This window comes from Amycolatopsis eburnea, assembly GCF_003937945.1.
In the GTDB taxonomy this organism is placed as follows: domain Bacteria; phylum Actinomycetota; class Actinomycetes; order Mycobacteriales; family Pseudonocardiaceae; genus Amycolatopsis; species Amycolatopsis eburnea.
Genome location: NZ_RSEC01000053.1, coordinates 116331 through 134863 on the forward strand (window position 1 = coordinate 116331; position 18533 = coordinate 134863).

Here is an 18533-nt window from a genome sequence, read left to right on the forward strand (position 1 = left end):
CCGCCGGCCTCAGGTGGCGAGTTCGCATGACCGAAACCGTGAGCCGCACGACCCCGATCGCCCACCGCCCGGTGCGGCGGGGTCTTCGCGGTGCCGCGCTGCTGAAAACGATCCGCACGACCGACCACAAGACGATCGGCGTGCTGTACCTGTCGACGTCGTTCGGGTTCTTCCTGATCGGCGGGCTGACGGCGCTGCTGATGCGCGGCGAGCTGGCGCGCCCCGGCCTGCAGTTCCTCTCGCCCGAGCAGTACAACCAGCTGTTCACCATGCACGGCACGATCATGCTGCTGCTCTACGCGACACCCAACTTGTTCGGGTTCGCGAACTTCGTCCTGCCGCTGCAGATCGGCTCGCCGGACGTGGCGTTCCCGCGGCTCAACGCGTTCTCCTACTGGCTGTACCTCTTCGGCGGCCTGATCGTCCTTTCGGGCTACGTCACCCCCGGCGGCCCGCCCGATTTCGGCTGGACCGCCTACACCCCGCTGTCGAACGCGATCCACTCCCCCGGTGTGGGTGGCGACCTGTGGATCACCGGGCTGATCGTCGCCGGGCTCGGCACGATCCTCGGCGCGGTCAACATGATCACGACCGTGGTCTGCCTGCGCTGCCCGGGGATGCTCATGTGGCGCATGCCGATCTTCACCTGGAACATCCTGTTCACCGCGATCCTCATCCTGCTGGCGTTCCCGATCCTGACCGCGGCGCTGTTCGCGCTGCTGGCCGACCGGCACCTCGGCGCGCACGTGTTCGACCCGGAGAACGGCGGCGCGATCCTGTGGCAGCACCTGTTCTGGTTCTTCGGCCACCCCGAGGTCTACGTGGTCGCGCTGCCGTACTTCGGGATCGTCACCGAGATCATCCCGGTGTTCAGCCGGAAACCGCTGTTCGGCTACAAGCTCATGGTGTTCGCGACGATCGGCATCACGGCGCTGTCGGCCGCGGTCTGGGCGCACCACATGTTCGCCACCGGCGCCGTGCTGCTGCCGTTCTTCTCGATCATGACGTTCTTCATCGCGGTGCCGACCGGGATCAAGTTCTTCAACTGGATCGGCACGATGTGGAAGGGGCAGCTGACCTTCGAGTCGCCGATGCTGTGGTCGGTCGGCTTCCTCGTCACGTTCCTGCTCGGCGGGCTGACCGGGGTCATCCTCGCCGCCCCGCCGCTGGACTTCCACATCCACGACACCTACTTCGTCGTCGCGCACTTCCACTACGTGCTGTTCGGCACGATCGTCTTCGCGACCTTCGCCGGCATCTACTTCTGGTTCCCGAAGATCACCGGCCGGATGCTGGACGAGCCGCTGGCGAAGTGGCACTTCTGGACGACGTTCATCGGCTTCCACACGACGTTCCTCATCCAGCACTGGCTGGGCGACGCGGGCATGCCGCGCCGCTACGCCGATTACCTGTCCTCGGACGGGTTCACCTGGATGCACACGGTGTCCACGATCGGGGCGTTCGTGCTCGGGCTGTCGGTGCTGCCGTTCCTCTGGAACGTCGTCAAGAGCTACCGCTACGGCGAACCGGCCGGCGTCGACGACCCGTGGGGTTACGGCAACTCGCTCGAATGGGCGACCACCAGCCCGCCGCCCCGGCACAACTTCGTCGACCTGCCCCGGATCCGCTCCGAGCGCCCGGCGTTCGAGCTGCACCACCCGCACATGGCCGAGCGGATGCGCGCGGAAGGCAACGTCGGCAAGGACCATGGGACGAAGAAGTCATCTCATCGATGACTTGCCACTTGTCATCACATCGATGACATGTTAGAAAGGTAGTGCGTATTGACACCCCGATCGTGAAGGAGGAGCCCGATGTTGATGCGCACCGACCCGTTCCGCGAACTGGACCGCTTCGCCCAGCAGGCCTTCGGCACCTGGACCAAGCCGGCCGCGATGCCGATGGACGCCTACCGCGCCGGCAACGAGTTCGTCGTCTGCTTCGACCTGCCCGGCGTCTCGCCCGAGGCCATCGAGCTGGACATCGAGCGGAACGTGCTGACCGTCAAGGCCGAACGGCGCCCGCTGCCCGGCGGTGACGACGTGCAGATGCAGGTCTCCGAACGCCCCCTCGGCGTCTTCTCCCGTCAGCTGTTCCTCGGCGACAGCCTGGACACCGACCACATCGCCGCCGACTACGAGGCCGGCGTGCTGACCCTGCGCATCCCGGTGGCCGAAAAGGCCAAGCCGCGGCGCATCGAAATCAGCGGCGCGACCGACCGCAAGGAAATCCAGGCCTGACGCACGTCCCCGGCGGGCCGCGGTGGCCCGCCGGGGACCTCGCTCAGTCCGCCCGCCGCACCGAAATCCCGCCTCCGCTGCCCGCCGCCGGGCCGAACCAGTCGAGGCACACGACCATCGCGTCGTCCTCCGCCTGGCCGCCGTGCCGCCGCGTCGTCAGCTCCCGCAGGACCGCGCCCGGGACGTGCGCCGCGGGCAGGTCGGCCGTCTTGACGACCGCCTCGGCGAGCTCACGGTCGCCGTAGCGCTCGCCGTGCGTGCCGACCGCGTCGTAGACGCCGTCGCTGACGAACACGAACCGGTCGCCTTCGCCCGCCTGCAGGCTCTCGATCTCGTAGATCGTGCCGTCGAACGTACCGAGTGGCAGCTGCTCGTCGAAGACGACCCGCTCGGCCTTCCCGTCCCGCAGCCGCCACAGCCGCGGCGAGCCCGCGTCGACCACGGCCACCGCACCGGTGGCGAGGTCGAATTCCAGTAGCAGCGCCGCCACGTGCTCGGCGCCGCGGTGGTGGGCGTAGAGCGCCTGGTCGGCGAGCTCGGCCTGCGCGTCGAGCGGGATCCCGGCGCGGCGGGCGTTGCGCAGCGCGTTGATCGCGAGGTTCGTCAGCAGCGCCGCCTCGCTGCCCTCCCCCATGCCGTTGATCAGCGTGACGGCGAGCTTGCTCGCGGACGCCGACCAGTCGAAGCAGTCGCCGTAGATGGCGTAGGCGGGTTCGAGCTGGCCGCCGAGCGCGAACTCCGCCCGGGTGCAGGCGCGCCCGGGCAGCAGCTGCCACTGCATCTCCGCGGCGAGCGTCAGCCGCGAAGACCGCCGGGCCTGGATGTAGAGGTCGGTGTCGCGGTCGGCGACGAACAGCTCGTGGGCCACGGCCTCGGCGAACCGCTCGAGCTCGGCCCAGACCGGCGGCTCGGGTTCGGCGGGCAGCGTGACGGCCAGGACGCCGAGCCGGTCCCCGCGCACGCTGACCGGCAGGTAGCCGGTGACGCCGTCGCCGGCCGGCTCGAACGCCGCCGCCTGCGCGACGAACGCCGCGCCCGGGGTGGTTCCCTCGACCGGGATCGGCTCCGACGTGTAGGGCTGCTCGCCCACCTGGCACAGCTCGGTCAGGGCGTAGTCGGCCATCAGCAGTTCCACCGACTCGGCGCCGAAGTGCTCGCGCAGCGCCGAGCGCAGGGCACGGGGCAGGTCGTGCGGCGGTACGTCACGGAGGAGACGCTCCACCGCCAGGGATCTGTCCAACGCCTGCCTCCTGCTCACGGTCCCGCGCGCGGCGGCGCGGGGAAGTCTGTCGAGTCTGCGCCGCCCCGGCGTGCCGGTCTACGGCGATTCGCGTGAGCTGTGCTGCCGGTTCAGCATAGGGATGCGAGAGTGGACGCCGTGGATCGATCCCGCGAGCAGGCCGCCCCGGACGGGGTGGCCGCTCTCGCGCGCCTCTTCGAATCGGTCCTGGAAGGCGTGCGGGACGTGTCGCCGCGGCCGCTGTCGGTGTCCCAGCTGCGCGCGGTCGTCGCGCTCGACCGCCGCGACGGGATCAACCTGCGGGAGCTGGCCGAACAGCTCGATTCGACCCCGCCGCTGGTGAGCAGGCTGTGCGACCGGCTGGAGGCGGTGGGCTTCCTCGAACGCCTGCCCAGCGCGCGCAGCAGGCGCGAGCTGACGCTGCGGCTGTCCGACCGCGGCCGCGCCTACCTGCAGGACCTGCGGTCCCGGCGCCGGGACCGCGTCGAGGCGCTGCTGGCGAAGATGACGCCGGACGGCCGGGCCGCGCTCGCGACCGGCCTGGCGGAGTACCGGGACCTCGCCGACGAGACCCCGGATTTGCATCCCTGACACAACTGTTGTTATATGACAACAGTCAACCGGCGTACAACAGAGCGCGCCCCCGATCATCGGAGGAGGGCTCGGTGCTGGGCTCGGACGACGGCCAGGTCCGCGCGGTGCTGGCGCGGGTGCTGGCGGAGGACCGGGCGGCGCTCGCCCGCGAGTGGGCCGGCCAGGCACCCGGCGGGGAAGCCGGGGACCTGCTGGAAGCGCTGGGCGCCGCGATCGGCGGCACGCTCCCGGTGTCCCGGATCGTCGACCAGGACCCCGCGGTCCGCGACGCGCTGACGTCGCTTTCGGAGCGCCGGGCCCGCGCGGGTGCCGAGCCGCGGGCCACCGCCATGGCGATCCTCGCGCTCAAGCGCACGATGCTGGGCGCGATCGAGCGGCACACCGAGGACTCCGCGCTGCGCTACCGGGCCGCGCTGCTGGTCGACGAGCTGCTCGACAGCGCGGGCGTGCTGACCTTCGAGGTCTACGCGGCGGGCCGGGAACGGATCATCCGCGAGCAGCACAGCCAGGTGCTGGAGCTGTCCACGCCGGTCGTGCGGCTGTGGCGCCACGTCCTCGCGGTGCCCCTGATCGGCACCCTCGACAGCGCCCGCACGCAGGTCGTGATGAACAACCTCCTCGAGTCGATCCAGGCGAACGAGGCGCGGGTGGCGATCATCGACATCACCGGCGTCCCGACCGTCGACACCGCCGTGGCCCAGCACCTGCTGCAGACCGTCGGCGCCGTCCGGCTGATGGGCGCGGAGTGCGTGATCAGCGGCATCCGCCCGTCGATCGCGCAGACCATCACCCAGCTGGGCATCGACCTCTCCCACATCGTCACCCGCGGCTCCCTCGCCGACGCGCTCGCCACCGCGCTGCAGCTGCTCGGCGACAGCACCCGTCCGGGCGCGGTGACGGGGTGACCGCCGGCCTGCCCATCCTGCGCCTCGGCGACATCCTGCTCAGCGGGCTGATGAGCGACCTCGACGACAAGACCGCGCTCGCGTTCACCGACGAGCTGACCACGCGCATCGCGAACGAGGACATCCGCGGAGTCGTCATCGACATCTCCCGCCTGGAGATCATCGACTCCTTCGTCGCCCGCGTGCTCATGCAACTCGCCGGCACCGGACGGCTACTCGGCGCGCGGATGATCGTGGCCGGCATGCGCCCCGCCGTCGCGCTGACGCTGACCGAGCTCGGGCTGCAGCTCACCGGCGTCACGACCGCGCTCAACGCCGAGCAGGCGATGGAGCTGCTGGGCTGGCGCCGCCCCGCCGAAGAAGCGTCCCGTGCTTCCTGACGAGCGGACGGTCCCGCCCGCCGAGCACCCCGTCCGGGTGGAGGAAGACCTCCTCGCCGCCCGCCACGCCGTGCGGGCCGCCGCGGTCGCCGCCGGGTTCTCGATCGTCGACCAGACGAAGATCGTCACCGCGGCCAGCGAGCTGGTCCGCAACGCCTACCTCCACGGGGGCGGCGGCACGATGACCGTCAGCGTCGTGCGGGATCCGGCGGGCCGCACCGGGCTGCGGCTGCGGGTCCGCGACGAGGGTCCGGGGATCGCCGACGTCGAGCAGGCGATGACCGACGGGTTCAGCACCGGCGCGGGACTCGGCCACGGCCTCGGCGGCACCCGCCGCCTGGTCCACGACTTCGACCTCGACACCGGGCCCGGCCGCGGCACCACCGTCACGGTCGCGCGCTGGCAGCCGTGACCGCCACCGTCGCCGAGCCGACCCACCGCGTCCGCGTCGACCACCCGAGCGCCGGGTACGCCGCCGCCCGCGTCGCCCGCGAAACCGCGCGCGCGGCCGGGCTGCCGGACGTGCTGACCGAACGCGCCGCGGTCGTGGCCGCCGAGCTCGCGGGCAACATCGACAAGCACACCACCGGCGGCTCGGTGTTCGTGCAGCGGTCGCTCACCGGGCGCGGCGTGGAAGTGCTGGCCGCCGACGACGGTCCCGGCATGGCCGACCTCGACCACTGGCTGGTCGACGGCAACACGACCACCGCCACGCTCGGCACCGGCCTCGGCGCGGTGCACCGGATGGCGACCGGCTTCCGGATCACGTCCTCGCCCGCGGCGGGCACGCTCGCCGCCGCCCGCCTGCTCGCGCCCGCGCCGCCCCCGCCCGGCGGCGCGATCGGGCACTTCCGCCTGGCGCGCGAAGACGAGCAGCACTGCGGCGACGCCGTCGCGCTGGCCGACGTCACCGGCAGCCGGACCGCCGTCGTCGCCGACGGGCTCGGCCACGGCCCGGACGCGGCCGAAGCCGCCGAGGCGGCAGTGCGCGTGTTCGCCGAGAACCCGGACCGCCCGCTGTCCCACCAGCTCACGAACATGCACCGCGCGCTCCGCACGACCCGCGGCGCCGCGGTCGCGCTGGTGCGGGTGGCGCCGCGGCGGCTCGAGTTCTGCGGCGTCGGCAACGTCAGCGGCGCGAGCGTCGGCAGCGGCGCGTCCCGGCTGCTGCTCAGCACCCCGGGCATCGTCGGGTTCACGCTGCCCTCGGCCCCGGTCCGGCACCTGGAGCTGGCCGACGGCGACGCCGTGGTCCTGCACACCGACGGCGTCGGCACCGGCTGGCGCGTCCCCGGCCGCGTCCCGGACCTGCTGCTGCTCGCCGCGGAGCTCGCCCACCGGCACCGGAACCCGCGCGACGACGCGGCCGCACTCGCCCTGCGCGCGGACCGGCGCACCTGATGCGCCCGGACCTGGCCCGGATCCGGGCCCGGCTGCGCACCGCCTGCGGCGAAGCGGGCGTCGACCCCGGCGACCGCGCGCGGCTCGTGCTGGCCGTGACGCTGCTCGCCGAACCCGCCCTGACCGCGGGCGAAACCGTCGACGTGGCCACGGCGGCCTCGGACCGGCGGCTCGCCGTCACCGCGCGGCTCGACCACGCGGTGAGCCAGCACAGCCGCAACGCCTTGCCGCTGCTGCCCGAAACGGGCGACGACGAGACGCTCACCTGGCACCTGGCCGGCGGCGGCCCCGCGACGCCCGCCGACCTCGACGACGACCGCGCGACGCGCGAGGAGATGCTCGCGCTGATCGCCCGCGCCGACACGCTCACCCGGGAACAGCGGCAGCTCAAGCACGAGCTGGCGGAGACCAACAGCGGCGTGCTCGCGATGTACGTCGACCTCGAGCAGCGCGACGAACAGCTCCGCCGCGCGCACGCGGTGATCTTCCGCGAGCTGGAAGACGCGCTGCGCCCCCGCCCGCCGCTCGCGGCGGGCCTGGAACTGGGCGTCCACTACTCCCCGACCGACCAGGACTCCCCGACCGGCGGCGACCTGTACGACTGGTTCGTCCTGCCCGGCGGCCAGGTCCACGTGACCCTGGTCGACGCGGTCGGCCACGGCGTCACCTCGACCCGGCACGCCCTCACCGCCACCCACGCGATCCGCACCCTGGCCCTGGAGGGACACCCGTTCCCGGACCTGATCGCGCGCGCCTCCCGCACCCTGGCCCCGATCGAGCCCGACCTGATGGCCACGGTCGTCCTCGCCCGCCTCGACCCGTCGACCGGCCGCACCCACCTGGCGAACGGCGGCCACCCGGAACCGGTGCTGGTCACCCCGTCCGCCCCCGCCCGCCTCCTCCCCGCCCCGACCCCGGGCCGCGGCGTCGGCTTCCCGGACCCCGGCAGCCGCGGCCTCGTCGAACTGGACCTGGCCCCGGGCGACACGCTCCTGCTCTACACGGACGGCCTGGTGGAGAGCCGCAAGGACATCGACGAAGGCCAGGCCCGGTTGCTGAAGCTGGCGGAGACCCTCCGCACCCACCCGGCCCCGACCCTGCCCCGCGAGCTGGTGACGAGGATGCACGACATCGTCCGGCACGCCGACGACACGGTGGTCCTGGCGCTCCGCCGCCCGACTGTCCTTTCCGGACGGTAGCCGGTCTCGGCGCCGACTACGGCGCTACGCCGGTTTCAGCCCACGCCGCACCCAGCGCCGGCGTCGGCCCGCCGCCTCACCGACCACGGCGCCACTCCACCGCCCGGCCCCGCACCCCGCACCGACCGCGTTCCCGCGCCCGCACCGGCCGCGCCGCCACGGTCCCGACTAAGCCGTCGCACCGCCCACAACGCCACTCCGCTGCCCGGCCCCGCGCCCCGCACCTGCCGCACTCCCGCCGAACCCGCTCCACCGCACCAAGAACCGCACTCACCCCGGCCCATTGGTCAGCGAAAGGTTGAACGTGTACCGCGAAGCCCGGTACACGTGCCACCCGTACTCGACCACCCGCCCGGTGTCGTCGTAAGTCGTCCGCTGCATCGTCAGCAGCGCCGCACCCGGCTCCTCGCGCAGCAGCTCCGCGTCCTCCTCGGTCGCCGTCCGCGCGCCGATGTTCTGCTCCGCCGCGTGCAGCCGGACCCCCGCCGAGCGCAGCAGCTGGTAGAGGCCGCGTTCGCGCAGCTCGTCGTCGGTCGGGTCGATGACGCCGTCGGGCAGGTAGTTGTTCATCAGGGCGAGCGGTTCGCCGTCGGTGGACCGGATCCGCGTCAGGCGGCGCACGCGGGTCAGGCCGGGCGCCTCCAGCAGCTCGGCCACCTCCCCGTCGGCGTCCTCGACGCGGTTGGCCAGCACCGCCGTCCCGGGCTTGCCGCCCAGCCCGGCGAGGTCGTCGAACAGGCTGCTCAGCCGCAGCGGGCGGGCGACCTTGGTGCGGACGACCTGCGTGCCGACCCCGCGCCGCCGCACGAGCAGCCCCTGGTTGACCAGCGTCTGGATCGCCTGGCGGACGGTCGGGCGCGAGAGGCGCAGGTTCGCGGCGAGGTCGACTTCGTTGCCCAGCCGGGCGCCCGCCGGCAGCCTGCCGTCCGCGATCGCGGCGTGCAGCTGCCGCGAAACCTGGAAGTACAGCGGCTCGGGGCTGCCCGGGTCCACGACGATCTCCCGGCCGGGATCCCAGGACCCGAAGGTGACGTCCGGCTTGCTCATCCCCGGATGCTACCGCCTCGGCCGCCCACGTAGGGATGACGTGTTGTCCATATGTCTTGACAAAGTCCCGAGCCACTGGAATCGTCGATCGCGGAACGACCCTGGGAGGGGGAGCACAACCGTGACCGACATGCTGCGGCGGATCGTCGCCCAACGCGTGCGCAACCCGGAAGCGATCGCCGAAGCGGCCGCGAACCGGGTGCGGGCCGCGTCGCCGTTCAACGACAAGGGCCGCACGATGATCATCGCCGCGGACCACCCCGCCCGTGGCGCGAACGCGGTGGGCGGCGACCCGGCGGCGATGGCCGACCGCGGCGAACTCTTGGAACGGTTGTGCCTCGCACTCGAACGCCCCGGCGTCACCGGCGTGCTCGCGACCGCGGACGTCATCGACGACCTGCTGCTGCTCGGCGTGCTGGACGGCAAGACGGTGTTCGGCTCGATGAACCGCACCGGGCTGGCCGGCTCGAGCTTCGAGATCGACGACCGCTTCGCCTGCTACGACGCCGAAGCGATCGAGCGGATGCGTTTCGACGGCGGCAAGACGTTGACCCGGATCTGCCTCGACGACCCCGCCACCCCCAGCGTCCTGGAAAACACCGCGAAAGCCGTCAACGACCTGGCGGACCGCAAGCTGATCGCGCTGGTCGAGCCGTTCCTGTCGGTCTGGGCCGGCGGGCGCCTCAAGAACGACCTCTCCCCCGACGCCGTGATCAAGTCCATCACCATCGCCGCCGGGCTCGGCCGCTCGTCGGCCTACACGTGGCTCAAGCTGCCGGTGGTGGACGAGATGGAGCGCGTGCTGGCGTCCTCGACGCTGCCCGCCGTCCTGCTCGGCGGCGAGGTCAAGGACGCCGACGCGGCCTTCTCGGCGTGGCAACGGGCCCTCGCGCTGCCGACCGTGCAGGGCCTCGTGGTCGGGCGCTCGCTGCTCTACCCGCACGACGGCGACGTCGCCAAGGCCGTCGACACCGCGGTGGGCCTGCTGTGAACCTGGAGGAGCAAGCGTGAACACCATCGAACACTGGATCAACGGCACGGCCACGTCTGCGGGCTCCACTCGCAGGGCGCCCGTCTACGACCCGGCCACCGGACAGCAGCAGGCCGAAGTCCTGCTCGCCGAAGCGTCCGATGTGGACACCGCGGTCGCGGCCGCGGGCAAGGCCTTCGAGACGTGGGGCAACTCCTCGCTTTCCCAGCGCACCAAGGTGATGTTCGCCTTCCGCGAGCTGCTGGTGCGGCACGAGGACGAGCTGGCGCGGATCATCTCGAGCGAGCACGGCAAGGTGATCGAGGACGCCCGCGGCGAGGTCGTGCGCGGCCGGGAAGTCGTCGAGTACGCGTGCGGCATCGCCGACGCGCTCAAGGGCAGCTTCTCCGACCAGGTCTCCCGCGACGTCGACGTGCACGACTTCCGGCAGCCGCTCGGGGTGGTCGCCGGGATCACGCCGTTCAACTTCCCGATCATGGTGCCGCTGTGGATGCACCCGATCGCGATCGCCACCGGCAACACGTTCGTCCTCAAGCCGAGCGAGCGCGACCCCTCGGCCTCGAACTTCGTCGCGCGGCTGTACGCCGAAGCCGGTCTGCCGGACGGCGTGTTCAACGTCGTGCACGGCGACAAGACCGCGGTCGACGCGATCCTCGACCACCCGGACATCGCGGCCGTGTCGTTCGTCGGCTCGACGCCGATCGCCAAGTACGTGCACGAGCGCGGCACCGCGGCCGGCAAGCGCGTCCAGGCACTCGGCGGCGCGAAGAACCACGCGGTGGTCCTGCCCGACGCCGACCTGGACTACGCGGCCGACCACCTCACCGCGGCGGCGTTCGGCTCGGCCGGCCAGCGCTGCATGGCGATCTCGGTCGGCGTGGCGGTCGGCGCGGCCGGCGACAAGCTCGTCGAGATCCTCGAGCGGAAGGCCAACGAGGTCAAGGTCGGCCCGGGCAGCGACCCGGCGAGCGACATGGGCCCGGTCGTCACCGAAGCCGCCCGCGAGCGGGTGGTGAACTCCGTCGCGCGAGGCGCCGAGCAGGGCGCGACGGTGGTCGTCGACGGCCGCGGCCTGCGAGTCGAAGGCCACGACGAGGGCTTCTTCGTCGGACCGTCCCTTTTGGACAAGGTGACCACGGAGATGGACGCCTACCGCGAGGAGATCTTCGGCCCGGTCCTGGCGATCGTCCGCACGGACACGGTCGACGAGGCGATCGCGGTCATCAACGCCAACCCGTACGGCAACGGCACCGCGATCTTCACCGCCGGCGGCGAGGCCGCCCGCAAGTTCCAGCGCGAGGTCAAGGTGGGCATGATCGGCGTCAACGTCCCGATCCCGGTCCCGATGTCGTACTACTCCTTCGGCGGCTGGAAGGACTCCCTCATCGGCGACAGCCCCATCCACGGCCCGGCAGGCGTCCGCTTCTACACCCGCGCCAAGGTCGTCACCACCCGCTGGCCGCACACGGAAGCGGGGTTCAACTTCCCGACGTCGAACTGACTCCCGCCAGCGGGCCAGCAGCCCATGCGCCACGACGTCGGTGGCCGTGCGAGGCAGCCCGCCGTCGCGACTTCCTCGGAGTCGACCGTCCGAAGCTCCCCCGCCACCACGCCGCGGCGGAGCGCGTCCACCAGGCGGCCGTTCTGCTCGGCGACCGCCCGGACCAACCGCTCGGCCAGCTCCTTGATCGGCAACGACTCGGGCGGCGCGTACAGCCGGCTGGTGGCCGCCGACCACCCGGACCGTCTCGGGCGGTGTCGGCGCGGTACAGCCGGGCGGCTCGTCCGGGACTTCCGCCAGCCGGCGCGAGTAACCGGAACACACTTCTCCGGTTTCCGGTACGGTGGACCCCATGGGGTACCGAGGCCCGCTCCCGAAGAACGCCGTCGCCCGCGTCAACACCTGCGTGGGCGCACTCCGGACGTCACCGCGCTGGGGACGGCTGGTCCGCCGCCACCTGACCCAGGTGACCTACACCGGCCGCCGCTCCGGTCGCACCTTCACCACTCCCGTCGGCTACCGGCGCACCGGCGACGTCGTCACGATCGGCGTCCGCCTCCCGGACGCGAAGTCGTGGTGGCGCAACTTCACCGGCGACGGCGCCCCGTTGTCGCTGGAACTCGACGACACCGACCGCACCGGGCACGCCGTCGCCCGCCGCGACGAAAAGGGCCGGGTCACGGTGACCGTCCGGCTGGACGCACCCGCCTAGCGGGCCATCCCGTGCCAGAGCAGTTCGGCCAGGCTCGCGGCCTCGCCCCGCCAGTCGCCGCCCGGGTCGAGCAGCAGCAGGCCGGCCAGGCCGCGCAGCACCACCACCGGGTCGAGGCCGGGCCGCACCGTGCCCGCCGCTTCGTTCGCTTCGAGCAGTGCCGCCATCGCGCCGATCATGGACTCGTACGCGCTCGCGGGCAGCTCGCCGCGCGAGGCCGTCGCGCGGCGCAGGGCGTCGGCGAGCCCCTTCTTCGTCATCATGTAGTGCGCCAGGTGGTCGGTGACCCACACCCGGAACGCCTCGGCCGGCCCGTGCTTGTCCAGCAGCACCGGCACGATGTCCACGATGTGCCGCACCTCGCGCTGGTAGACCGCGAGGATCAGCGACTCCGGCGTCGGGAAGTGCCGGTACACCGTGCCGACGCCGACCTCGGCCTGCTTCGCGATCGCGTTGAACGAGACCTCGCCCGTCCGGGCCAGCGACTCCCCGGCCGCGACGAGGATGCGCTCGTGGTTGCGCCGGGTGTCCGCGCGCCGGGGGCTGACCGAGCCCGTCGTCATCGTCCCTCCCGTTCCTCGTTCCGCATCGGGTGTCCGTCCGAATCTAACCCAGACCTGGAGCAACTCCAGCGTGACTGGTTCGTTGCGAAGCGGATTGTAATCCGCTAGCCTCGCGACCAGGTGAAGCGGATGACTATCCGCTCCCTTGATCGCCGCCACCACCACCGCCCGCACCGGGCGAGCTGCGGAAAGAGACCAGTGGACATCTCACTCGAAGTCAACGGCAGTACCGAACACCTCACCGTCGATCCCGGCGTGACGCTCCTGGACGCGCTGCGCGAGCGCCTCGAGGTCACCGGCCCCAAGAAGGGCTGCGACCGCGGTCAGTGCGGCGCCTGCACGGTGCACGTCGGCGGGCGGCCCGTGCTGTCGTGCCTGACCCTCGCCGCCACCGTCAAGGAGCCGGTCACCACCGTCGAAGGACTGTCCACAGCGGACGAGCTGCACCCGGTGCAGCAGGCGTTCGTGGACCAGGACGCGCTGCAGTGCGGGTTCTGCACCGCCGGGCAGATCATGTCCGCGGTCGCCGCCGTCGAGCAGGGCGTCGAGGACGTGCGCGAGTTCATGTCCGGCAACCTCTGCCGGTGCGCCGCCTACCCGAACATCGTCAAGGCCGTCGAGCAGGCGAGGAGCGCCGATGCGTCCCTTTGAGCTGACCGCGCCCACCACCGTCGAAGCGGCGCTCGCGACCCCCGGCACCTTCCTCGCCGGCGGCACGACGCTCGTCGACCTCATGAAGCTCGACGTCCTCACCCCCGAGCACGTCCTCGACATCAACCAGGTCCCGCTGCGCGGCATCGACACCAGCGACGGCCTGCGCTTCGGCGCGCTCGAGCGGATGAGCGCCATCGCCGCGCACCCGCAGGTGTACCCGGCGATCTCGCGGGCCCTGCTGCTGAGCGCGTCCCAGCAGCTGCGGAACATGGCCAGCATCGGCGGGAACCTGCTGCAGCGCACGCGCTGCTCGTACTTCCGCGACGTCGCCTCGCCGTGCAACAAGCGCGTGCCGGGCAGCGGCTGCCCCGCGCTCACCAACGCGAACCGGATGCACGCGATCCTCGGCACCAGCGACTCGTGCGCCGCGACGCACGCCAGCGACGTCGCGGTCGCCCTGGTCGCGCTCGACGCCCGCGTGCAGCTGGCCGACGCCGACGGCACGCGCGAAGTCGCCCTCCGCGACTTCTACCAGCTGCCCGGCGACACCCCGGCGCTGGAGAACGACCTGCGGCCGGGCGAACTGATCACCGAGGTGATCGTGCCCCGCCTGGACTGGGCGGCGAACTCCACCTACGTCAAGGTGCGCGACCGGCAGTCCTACGAGTTCGCGCTGTGCTCGGCCGCCGTCGCGCTGGACGTCCGGGACGGCGTCGTCGCCGACGCGCGCGTCGCGGCCGGCGGCGTGGGGACCGTGCCGTGGCACCTGCCTGCCGTCGAAGCCGCGCTGCGCGGCCGCCCGGCGACCCAGGCCACTTTCGAAGAAGCCGCCGCCGCGGCGGCCGATGGCGCCCGACCGTTGTCCGACAACGGGTACAAGGTGCCGCTGCTCAAGCGGACCCTCGTCCGCGCGCTGCTCGAACTGACCGAGGAGAGCACCCGATGATCACCCGGCTGGACGCGCCGCTGAAGGTCACCGGCCGGGCCAAGTACGGCGCCGACCACCACTTCCCCGGCATGGCCTACGGCTACGTCGTGCTCAGCACGATCGCCCACGGCGAGATCGAAGCCATGGACTTCTCCGCCGCGCGGGAGGCACCCGGCGTGGTCGGGGTGTACTCGCCGTTCGACCCGCTGGAGATGCGCACCGCCACGTCGCCGCTGTTCGGCGAGACGTGGGTTCCGCTGCAGGACAAGGAAGTCACCTACTACGGCCAGCCGATCGGCTTCGTCGTCGCGGAGACGTTCGAGCAGGCCCGCGACGCGGCGTCGCTCGTGAACGTCGCCTACCGGGCGCTGCCGGCCAAGACGTCGCTGATGGACGGCCTCGCCACGGCCGAGGACGCGCCGCCGGCCCGGGACGGCGCGCCGCCGTCGCTGGAGGTCCTCGCCGACGGCGTCGAATCCATCGAAGACGCCTTCGCCGCGAGCCCGGTCGTCGTCGAGGCCACCTACGTCACCGCGACGCAGAACCACGCGGCGATGGAGCCGCACTCCGCGGTCGCGGTGTGGGACGACGGCGAGCTGACCGTCTACAGCGGAAACCAGGCGTCGGACCTGCAGGCGATGGAAATCGCCAGCGCTCTGGAACTCGAGCTGACCGCCGTCCACTGCGTGAACCCGTTCGTCGGCGGCGCGTTCGGCGGCAAGGGCCGCACGTCGGCGCCGGCGTTCCTGGCCGCCGCGGCGTCACGGGCCCTCAACCGCCCGGTCAAGGCCGCGCTCACCCGCGAGCAGGTGTTCACCGCGACCGCGGGCCGGGCCGCGACGGTCCAGACGATCAAGCTCGGCGCCGAACGGGACGGCTCGCTCGTCGCGCTCAGCCACGACTCGTGGTGCAGCACCGACACCGCCCGCTCGTTCGTCGAGCCGACGTCGCACGGCACCTCGCGCGAGTGGTACGCCACGCGGAACCTGGCCATCAGCCAGAAGATCGTGCCGCTGAACGTCCCGCCGACGACGTTCATGCGCGCCCCCGGCGAGGCACCCGGCTCGTTCGCGCTGGAAAGCGCGATCGACGAGCTCGCCGTCGCGCTCGGCATGGACCCGATCGAGCTGCGCGTCCGCAACAACTCGACCGCCCCGCCCGGCAAGGACCTGCAGTGGTCGAGCAAGCACCTCGACGAGTGCTTCCGGGTCGGGGCGCAGCGCTTCGGCTGGGCGCACCGCCCGCCCGGCTCGCGCACCGACGGCGACTGGCTCGTCGGCATGGGCGTCGCCACCGCGATGTTCCCGGCGCTGCGGTTCCCGGCCACGGCCCGCGTCACGCTGCAGGCGGACGACACCGCCGGCGTCGCCATGAGCGGCGCCGACCCCGGCACCGGCCTGCTCACCGTGCTCGCGCTGGTGGGCGCGGAATCGCTCGACATCCCGGCCGACCGGATCACGCCGCGGCTCGGCGACTCGACGTTCCCGTCGGGCGGCCTGTCCGGCGGCTCGACGGCGACGGCGAGCGCGGGCACCGCGATCATGATCGCGGCGGTCAAGGCGATCGACGAGCTGGTGGCGCTCGCGGCCGATCCGGGTGCGCCGTTCGAAGGCCACGAAGTCACCTACGCCGACGGCAAGGTGTTCGCCGACGGCCGCAGCATGACCTTCGGCGAGCTGCTGCGCGCCGTGGGCCGCGAGTCGCTCGAAGTGACCGGCTCGTCGGCGCCGGGCGAGGAGCTCACGAAGCACTCGTTCAGCTCGTGGGGCGCCCAGTTCTGCGAGGTCCGGGTGCACAAGCTGACCCGCGAAGCCCGCGTGTCGCGGATGCTGGGTGTGTTCGACTCGGGCCGGATCATCAACGACAAGGCGGCCCGCAGCCAGATCATGGGCGGCATGATCTGGGGCGTCTCGGCGGCGTTGCACGAAGGCCTGGAGATCGAGGCCAGCGGCCGGCTCGCCAACGGCGACTTCGCGAGCTACCTGCTCCCGGTGAACGCCGACATCCCGGCGGTCGACGTCCACTTCGTCGAGTACCCGGACACGCTCCACAACGCGGTCGGCGCGCGGGGCCTCGGCGAGATCGGCACGGTCGGCATGGCGGCGGCGGTGGCCAACGCCGTGTACAACGCGACTGGCACGCGGGTCCGGCACATCCCGATCACCATCGAGGACCTCCTCGAAGACTGACCGGTCGTCCCCGCCGTTATCCATCCGCGACAACGGCGGGGACGATCGACCATGACGGCGACCGGTCCGCGGTCCTAGGCTGTCGGGGCTCCTCCTCCGGTGTGCCACGAAGGGATCCCCCGCATGACCGACCCGGTCGTCCCCACCACTTCCGGCGCGGTCCGCGGTCAGGTCACCGCCGACGGCGTCGCGCTCTTCCGCGGCGTCCCGTACGCCGCCGCGCCCGAAGGCGACCTGCGCTTCGCCGAGCCGGTCCCCGCGCCACCGTGGGAAGAAGTCCGTGACGCGAGAAGACCGGGGCCGACCGCGCCGCAGCGCCGCCACGACGTCCCCGGCCTGGACCTGACCCCGCTCGCCGGCACCGGCTGGCGGCCGGGCCCGGAGTACCTGACGGTCGACGTCTGGACGCCGCAGCCGGGCGCCGCCGCGCTGCCGGTGCTGGTGTTCGTCCACGGCGGCTCGTTCCTCGGCGGCACCGGCTCGGCCGCGGCCTACGACGGCACGGCGTTCGCCCGCGCCGGCGCGGTGCTGGTGACCGTCCAGTACCGGCTCGGCATCGACGGCTTCCTCCCGCTGGACGGCGGCACCACCAACCTCGGGCTGCGCGATCAGCTCGCCGCACTGCGCTGGGTCCGGGAGAACATCGCGGGCTTCGGCGGCGACCCCGCCAACGTCACCCTCTTCGGCGCGGCCTCGGGCGCGGTCTCTGTCGCCTGCCTGCTCGGCTCCCCGCTCTCGCCGGGCCTCTTCCGGTGCGCGATCGTCCAAAGCGGACACCCCGACATGGTCCGCGACGGCGTCCAGGCCCGGCGGCTGGCCCGGGTCGTCGCCGACGAGCTGAAGGTCGAACCCACCGCGGAGGCGTTCCGGAAGGTGTCGACCGAGCAGCTCCTCGACGCCCAGGACGCGGTCCTGCGCCCCGGCGGCGCCCCCGACCTGCGCGACGCGCTGGGCTACGACCGCGGCTACGGCCTGAGCCCCTTCCTCCCGGTGATCGGCGACGACGTCCTCCCCCACCACCCGGCCAAGGCGATCCGCGCGGGCGCCGGCCGCGACGTCGACCTGATCGCCGGCAGCTGCAGCGAGGAGATGCGCCTCTACCTGGTCCCCACCGGCGCCCTGGAAGCGGTCACCGACGACCAGGCGATCGCCTCACTCGCGGTGTCCCACCCGGACCCGGCCGGCGTCCTGCACGCGTACGGCCTCGGCTCCGGCGCCCCGGCCGGCCAGGTCCTCGTCGACGCCCTCACCGACCTGGTCTTCCGCGACGGCGTCCGCGACCTGGCCGACAACCACACGGGCCGCACGTTCCGCTACGAGTTCGAGTGGGGCTCCCCGCTGCTCGACGGCAGGCTGGGAGCCTGCCACGGCCTCGAGCTCCCGTTCGTGTTCGACGCACTGGCCGCGGTCCCGGGCCCGCGCGGCCTGCTCGGCGAGAACCCGCCACAGGAACTGGCCACCGAGCTGAACACCGCGTGGCACCGCTTCGCCACGACGGGCTCGCCGGGGTGGCCGGAGTACGCGGGCGAGGACACGGTGTTCCACGCGTACTGAGTTCCGCCCGCCCGGCGCATTCCCGCGCGCCGGGCACCCGGGGCGACCGGCGCCGCCCCACCCGCACCCGGCTCGCATTCCCCCGCCCCGGGCAAGCGGCGCGCCCCACCGCCCGGCGCCGCAACCCGCCGGTCCGCCGAAGCTGCGCCGCCCCACCCGCACACCGCGAAGCCGCCCGGTCTCTCGCCCCACCCGCCCAGCCCGCGCGCCGGAACCCGCCCACGCCTGCCCGGTGCATTTCCCGCGCCCGGGCAACCGCCGCAACCCCACCGACGCGGCGCTGCCGCCCGCTCAGCGCATTCCCCCGCGCCGGGCAGCCGCGGCGACCGGCCTGCCCGGCGCCGCCCCACCCGCACACCGCGAGCCGGCCCCGCGCCCAAGCCCGCCCTACCCACGCTCGCCGACCACCCGGTGATCGAGCGCCCCAAGGTCACG

At 72.7% G+C, this 18533-nt stretch carries 18 protein-coding genes; 15 read left to right on the forward strand and 3 right to left on the reverse strand.

Features of this window, described 5'->3' with window-relative positions; translation table 11 throughout:
- Positions 1–26 precede the first annotated feature (26 nt).
- Both ctaD and EIY87_RS24080 read left to right on the forward strand, forming a co-directional pair.
- Positions 27–1736 carry an aa3-type cytochrome oxidase subunit I gene (ctaD, locus tag EIY87_RS24075; RefSeq protein ID WP_125312023.1) on the forward strand — a complete coding sequence of 570 codons (1710 nt, stop codon included), beginning with the start codon at positions 27–29 and terminating at the stop codon, positions 1734–1736.
- Positions 1737–1814: 78 nt separating this feature from the next.
- A complete protein-coding gene (locus tag EIY87_RS24080; protein WP_125312026.1) occupies positions 1815–2240 on the forward strand; it encodes an Hsp20/alpha crystallin family protein in 426 nt (141 codons plus the stop codon).
- A gap of 43 nt (positions 2241–2283) precedes the next feature.
- On the opposite strand, the gene EIY87_RS24085 is transcribed toward EIY87_RS24080, so the two are convergent.
- Complete coding sequence (locus tag EIY87_RS24085) at positions 2284–3480, reverse strand: PP2C family protein-serine/threonine phosphatase (RefSeq protein ID WP_125312028.1); 1197 nt, start codon at positions 3478–3480, stop codon at positions 2284–2286.
- A gap of 129 nt (positions 3481–3609) precedes the next feature.
- Between EIY87_RS24085 and EIY87_RS24090 the strand changes: the two genes are divergently transcribed.
- From EIY87_RS24090 to EIY87_RS24115, 6 genes are all read left to right on the forward strand, one after another.
- Positions 3610–4071: a MarR family transcriptional regulator gene (locus EIY87_RS24090; RefSeq protein WP_404800092.1), complete on the forward strand. Its 462-nt coding sequence runs from the start codon at positions 3610–3612 to the stop codon at positions 4069–4071.
- A gap of 74 nt (positions 4072–4145) precedes the next feature.
- Positions 4146–4979, forward strand: coding sequence for an STAS domain-containing protein (locus EIY87_RS24095; protein ID WP_125312031.1), 834 nt, complete (start codon positions 4146–4148; stop codon positions 4977–4979).
- A complete protein-coding gene (locus EIY87_RS24100; RefSeq protein ID WP_125312033.1) occupies positions 4976–5359 on the forward strand; it encodes an STAS domain-containing protein in 384 nt (127 codons plus the stop codon). The genes EIY87_RS24095 and EIY87_RS24100 overlap by 4 nt, the downstream gene beginning before the upstream one ends.
- Positions 5349–5771 (forward strand): ATP-binding protein, encoded by a 423-nt coding sequence (locus tag EIY87_RS24105; RefSeq protein ID WP_125312035.1) that lies wholly within the window; start codon positions 5349–5351, stop codon positions 5769–5771. The genes EIY87_RS24100 and EIY87_RS24105 overlap by 11 nt, the downstream gene beginning before the upstream one ends.
- On the forward strand, positions 5768–6760 hold the full coding sequence (locus EIY87_RS24110; protein WP_125312037.1) for a SpoIIE family protein phosphatase: 993 nt from the start codon (positions 5768–5770) through the stop codon (positions 6758–6760). Before EIY87_RS24105 ends, EIY87_RS24110 begins: the two co-directional genes overlap by 4 nt.
- The gene (locus EIY87_RS24115; RefSeq protein WP_125312039.1) at positions 6760–7959 is read left to right on the forward strand and encodes a PP2C family protein-serine/threonine phosphatase; all 1200 of its coding nucleotides are present in this window, start codon (positions 6760–6762) and stop codon (positions 7957–7959) included. The genes EIY87_RS24110 and EIY87_RS24115 overlap by 1 nt, the downstream gene beginning before the upstream one ends.
- A gap of 270 nt (positions 7960–8229) precedes the next feature.
- On the opposite strand, the gene EIY87_RS24120 is transcribed toward EIY87_RS24115, so the two are convergent.
- Positions 8230–9006, reverse strand: a complete 777-nt coding sequence (locus EIY87_RS24120) for a GntR family transcriptional regulator (RefSeq protein ID WP_125312041.1) — start codon at positions 9004–9006, stop codon at positions 8230–8232.
- A 121-nt stretch (positions 9007–9127) separates the two neighbouring features.
- On the opposite strand from EIY87_RS24120, the gene EIY87_RS24125 reads away from it, so the two are divergent.
- The 3 genes from EIY87_RS24125 (at position 9128) to EIY87_RS24140 (ending at position 12210) form a co-directional block, all read left to right on the forward strand.
- Positions 9128–9997, forward strand: coding sequence for a Cgl0159 family (beta/alpha)8-fold protein (locus EIY87_RS24125; protein ID WP_125312043.1), 870 nt, complete (start codon positions 9128–9130; stop codon positions 9995–9997).
- 16 nt (positions 9998–10013) lie between these two features.
- Entirely contained in the window at positions 10014–11498 is a 1485-nt protein-coding gene (locus EIY87_RS24130; protein ID WP_125312045.1) for a CoA-acylating methylmalonate-semialdehyde dehydrogenase, read from the forward strand.
- A 352-nt stretch (positions 11499–11850) separates the two neighbouring features.
- Positions 11851–12210, forward strand: a complete 360-nt coding sequence (locus EIY87_RS24140; protein WP_125312048.1) for a hypothetical protein — start codon at positions 11851–11853, stop codon at positions 12208–12210.
- On the opposite strand, the gene EIY87_RS24145 is transcribed toward EIY87_RS24140, so the two are convergent.
- On the reverse strand, positions 12207–12773 hold the full coding sequence (locus EIY87_RS24145; protein WP_125312050.1) for a TetR/AcrR family transcriptional regulator: 567 nt from the start codon (positions 12771–12773) through the stop codon (positions 12207–12209). The two genes, EIY87_RS24140 and EIY87_RS24145, sit on opposite strands and share 4 nt — an antisense overlap.
- 198 nt (positions 12774–12971) lie before the next feature.
- Here EIY87_RS24145 and EIY87_RS24150 point away from each other — a divergent pair, with 198 nt between their 5' ends.
- The 4 genes from EIY87_RS24150 to EIY87_RS24165 all read left to right on the forward strand — a co-directional run bounded on the left by EIY87_RS24150 (position 12972) and on the right by EIY87_RS24165 (position 18098).
- On the forward strand, positions 12972–13424 hold the full coding sequence (locus EIY87_RS24150) for a (2Fe-2S)-binding protein (protein WP_125312053.1): 453 nt from the start codon (positions 12972–12974) through the stop codon (positions 13422–13424).
- Complete coding sequence (locus tag EIY87_RS24155) at positions 13411–14373, forward strand: FAD binding domain-containing protein (RefSeq protein WP_125312056.1); 963 nt, start codon at positions 13411–13413, stop codon at positions 14371–14373. Before EIY87_RS24150 ends, EIY87_RS24155 begins: the two co-directional genes overlap by 14 nt.
- Positions 14370–16544 carry a xanthine dehydrogenase family protein molybdopterin-binding subunit gene (locus EIY87_RS24160; protein ID WP_125312058.1) on the forward strand — a complete coding sequence of 725 codons (2175 nt, stop codon included), beginning with the start codon at positions 14370–14372 and terminating at the stop codon, positions 16542–16544. Before EIY87_RS24155 ends, EIY87_RS24160 begins: the two co-directional genes overlap by 4 nt.
- A gap of 123 nt (positions 16545–16667) precedes the next feature.
- Positions 16668–18098 carry a carboxylesterase/lipase family protein gene (locus tag EIY87_RS24165; protein ID WP_125312060.1) on the forward strand — a complete coding sequence of 477 codons (1431 nt, stop codon included), beginning with the start codon at positions 16668–16670 and terminating at the stop codon, positions 18096–18098.
- The last annotated feature ends 435 nt before the right edge of the window (positions 18099–18533 follow it).

Coding starts and splice junctions, on each gene's coding strand:
- ctaD (WP_125312023.1), top strand. CDS start 27: ATGACCGAAACCGTGAGCCGCACGACCCCGATCGCCCACCGCCCGGTG.
- EIY87_RS24160 (WP_125312058.1), top strand. CDS start 14,370: ATGATCACCCGGCTGGACGCGCCGCTGAAGGTCACCGGCCGGGCCAAG.
- EIY87_RS24140 (WP_125312048.1), top strand. CDS start 11,851: ATGGGGTACCGAGGCCCGCTCCCGAAGAACGCCGTCGCCCGCGTCAAC.
- EIY87_RS24115 (WP_125312039.1), top strand. CDS start 6,760: ATGCGCCCGGACCTGGCCCGGATCCGGGCCCGGCTGCGCACCGCCTGC.
- EIY87_RS24155 (WP_125312056.1), top strand. CDS start 13,411: ATGCGTCCCTTTGAGCTGACCGCGCCCACCACCGTCGAAGCGGCGCTC.
- EIY87_RS24165 (WP_125312060.1), top strand. CDS start 16,668: ATGACCGACCCGGTCGTCCCCACCACTTCCGGCGCGGTCCGCGGTCAG.
- EIY87_RS24145 (WP_125312050.1), bottom strand. CDS start 12,773: ATGACGACGGGCTCGGTCAGCCCCCGGCGCGCGGACACCCGGCGCAAC.
- EIY87_RS24080 (WP_125312026.1), top strand. CDS start 1,815: ATGTTGATGCGCACCGACCCGTTCCGCGAACTGGACCGCTTCGCCCAG.
- EIY87_RS24120 (WP_125312041.1), bottom strand. CDS start 9,006: ATGAGCAAGCCGGACGTCACCTTCGGGTCCTGGGATCCCGGCCGGGAG.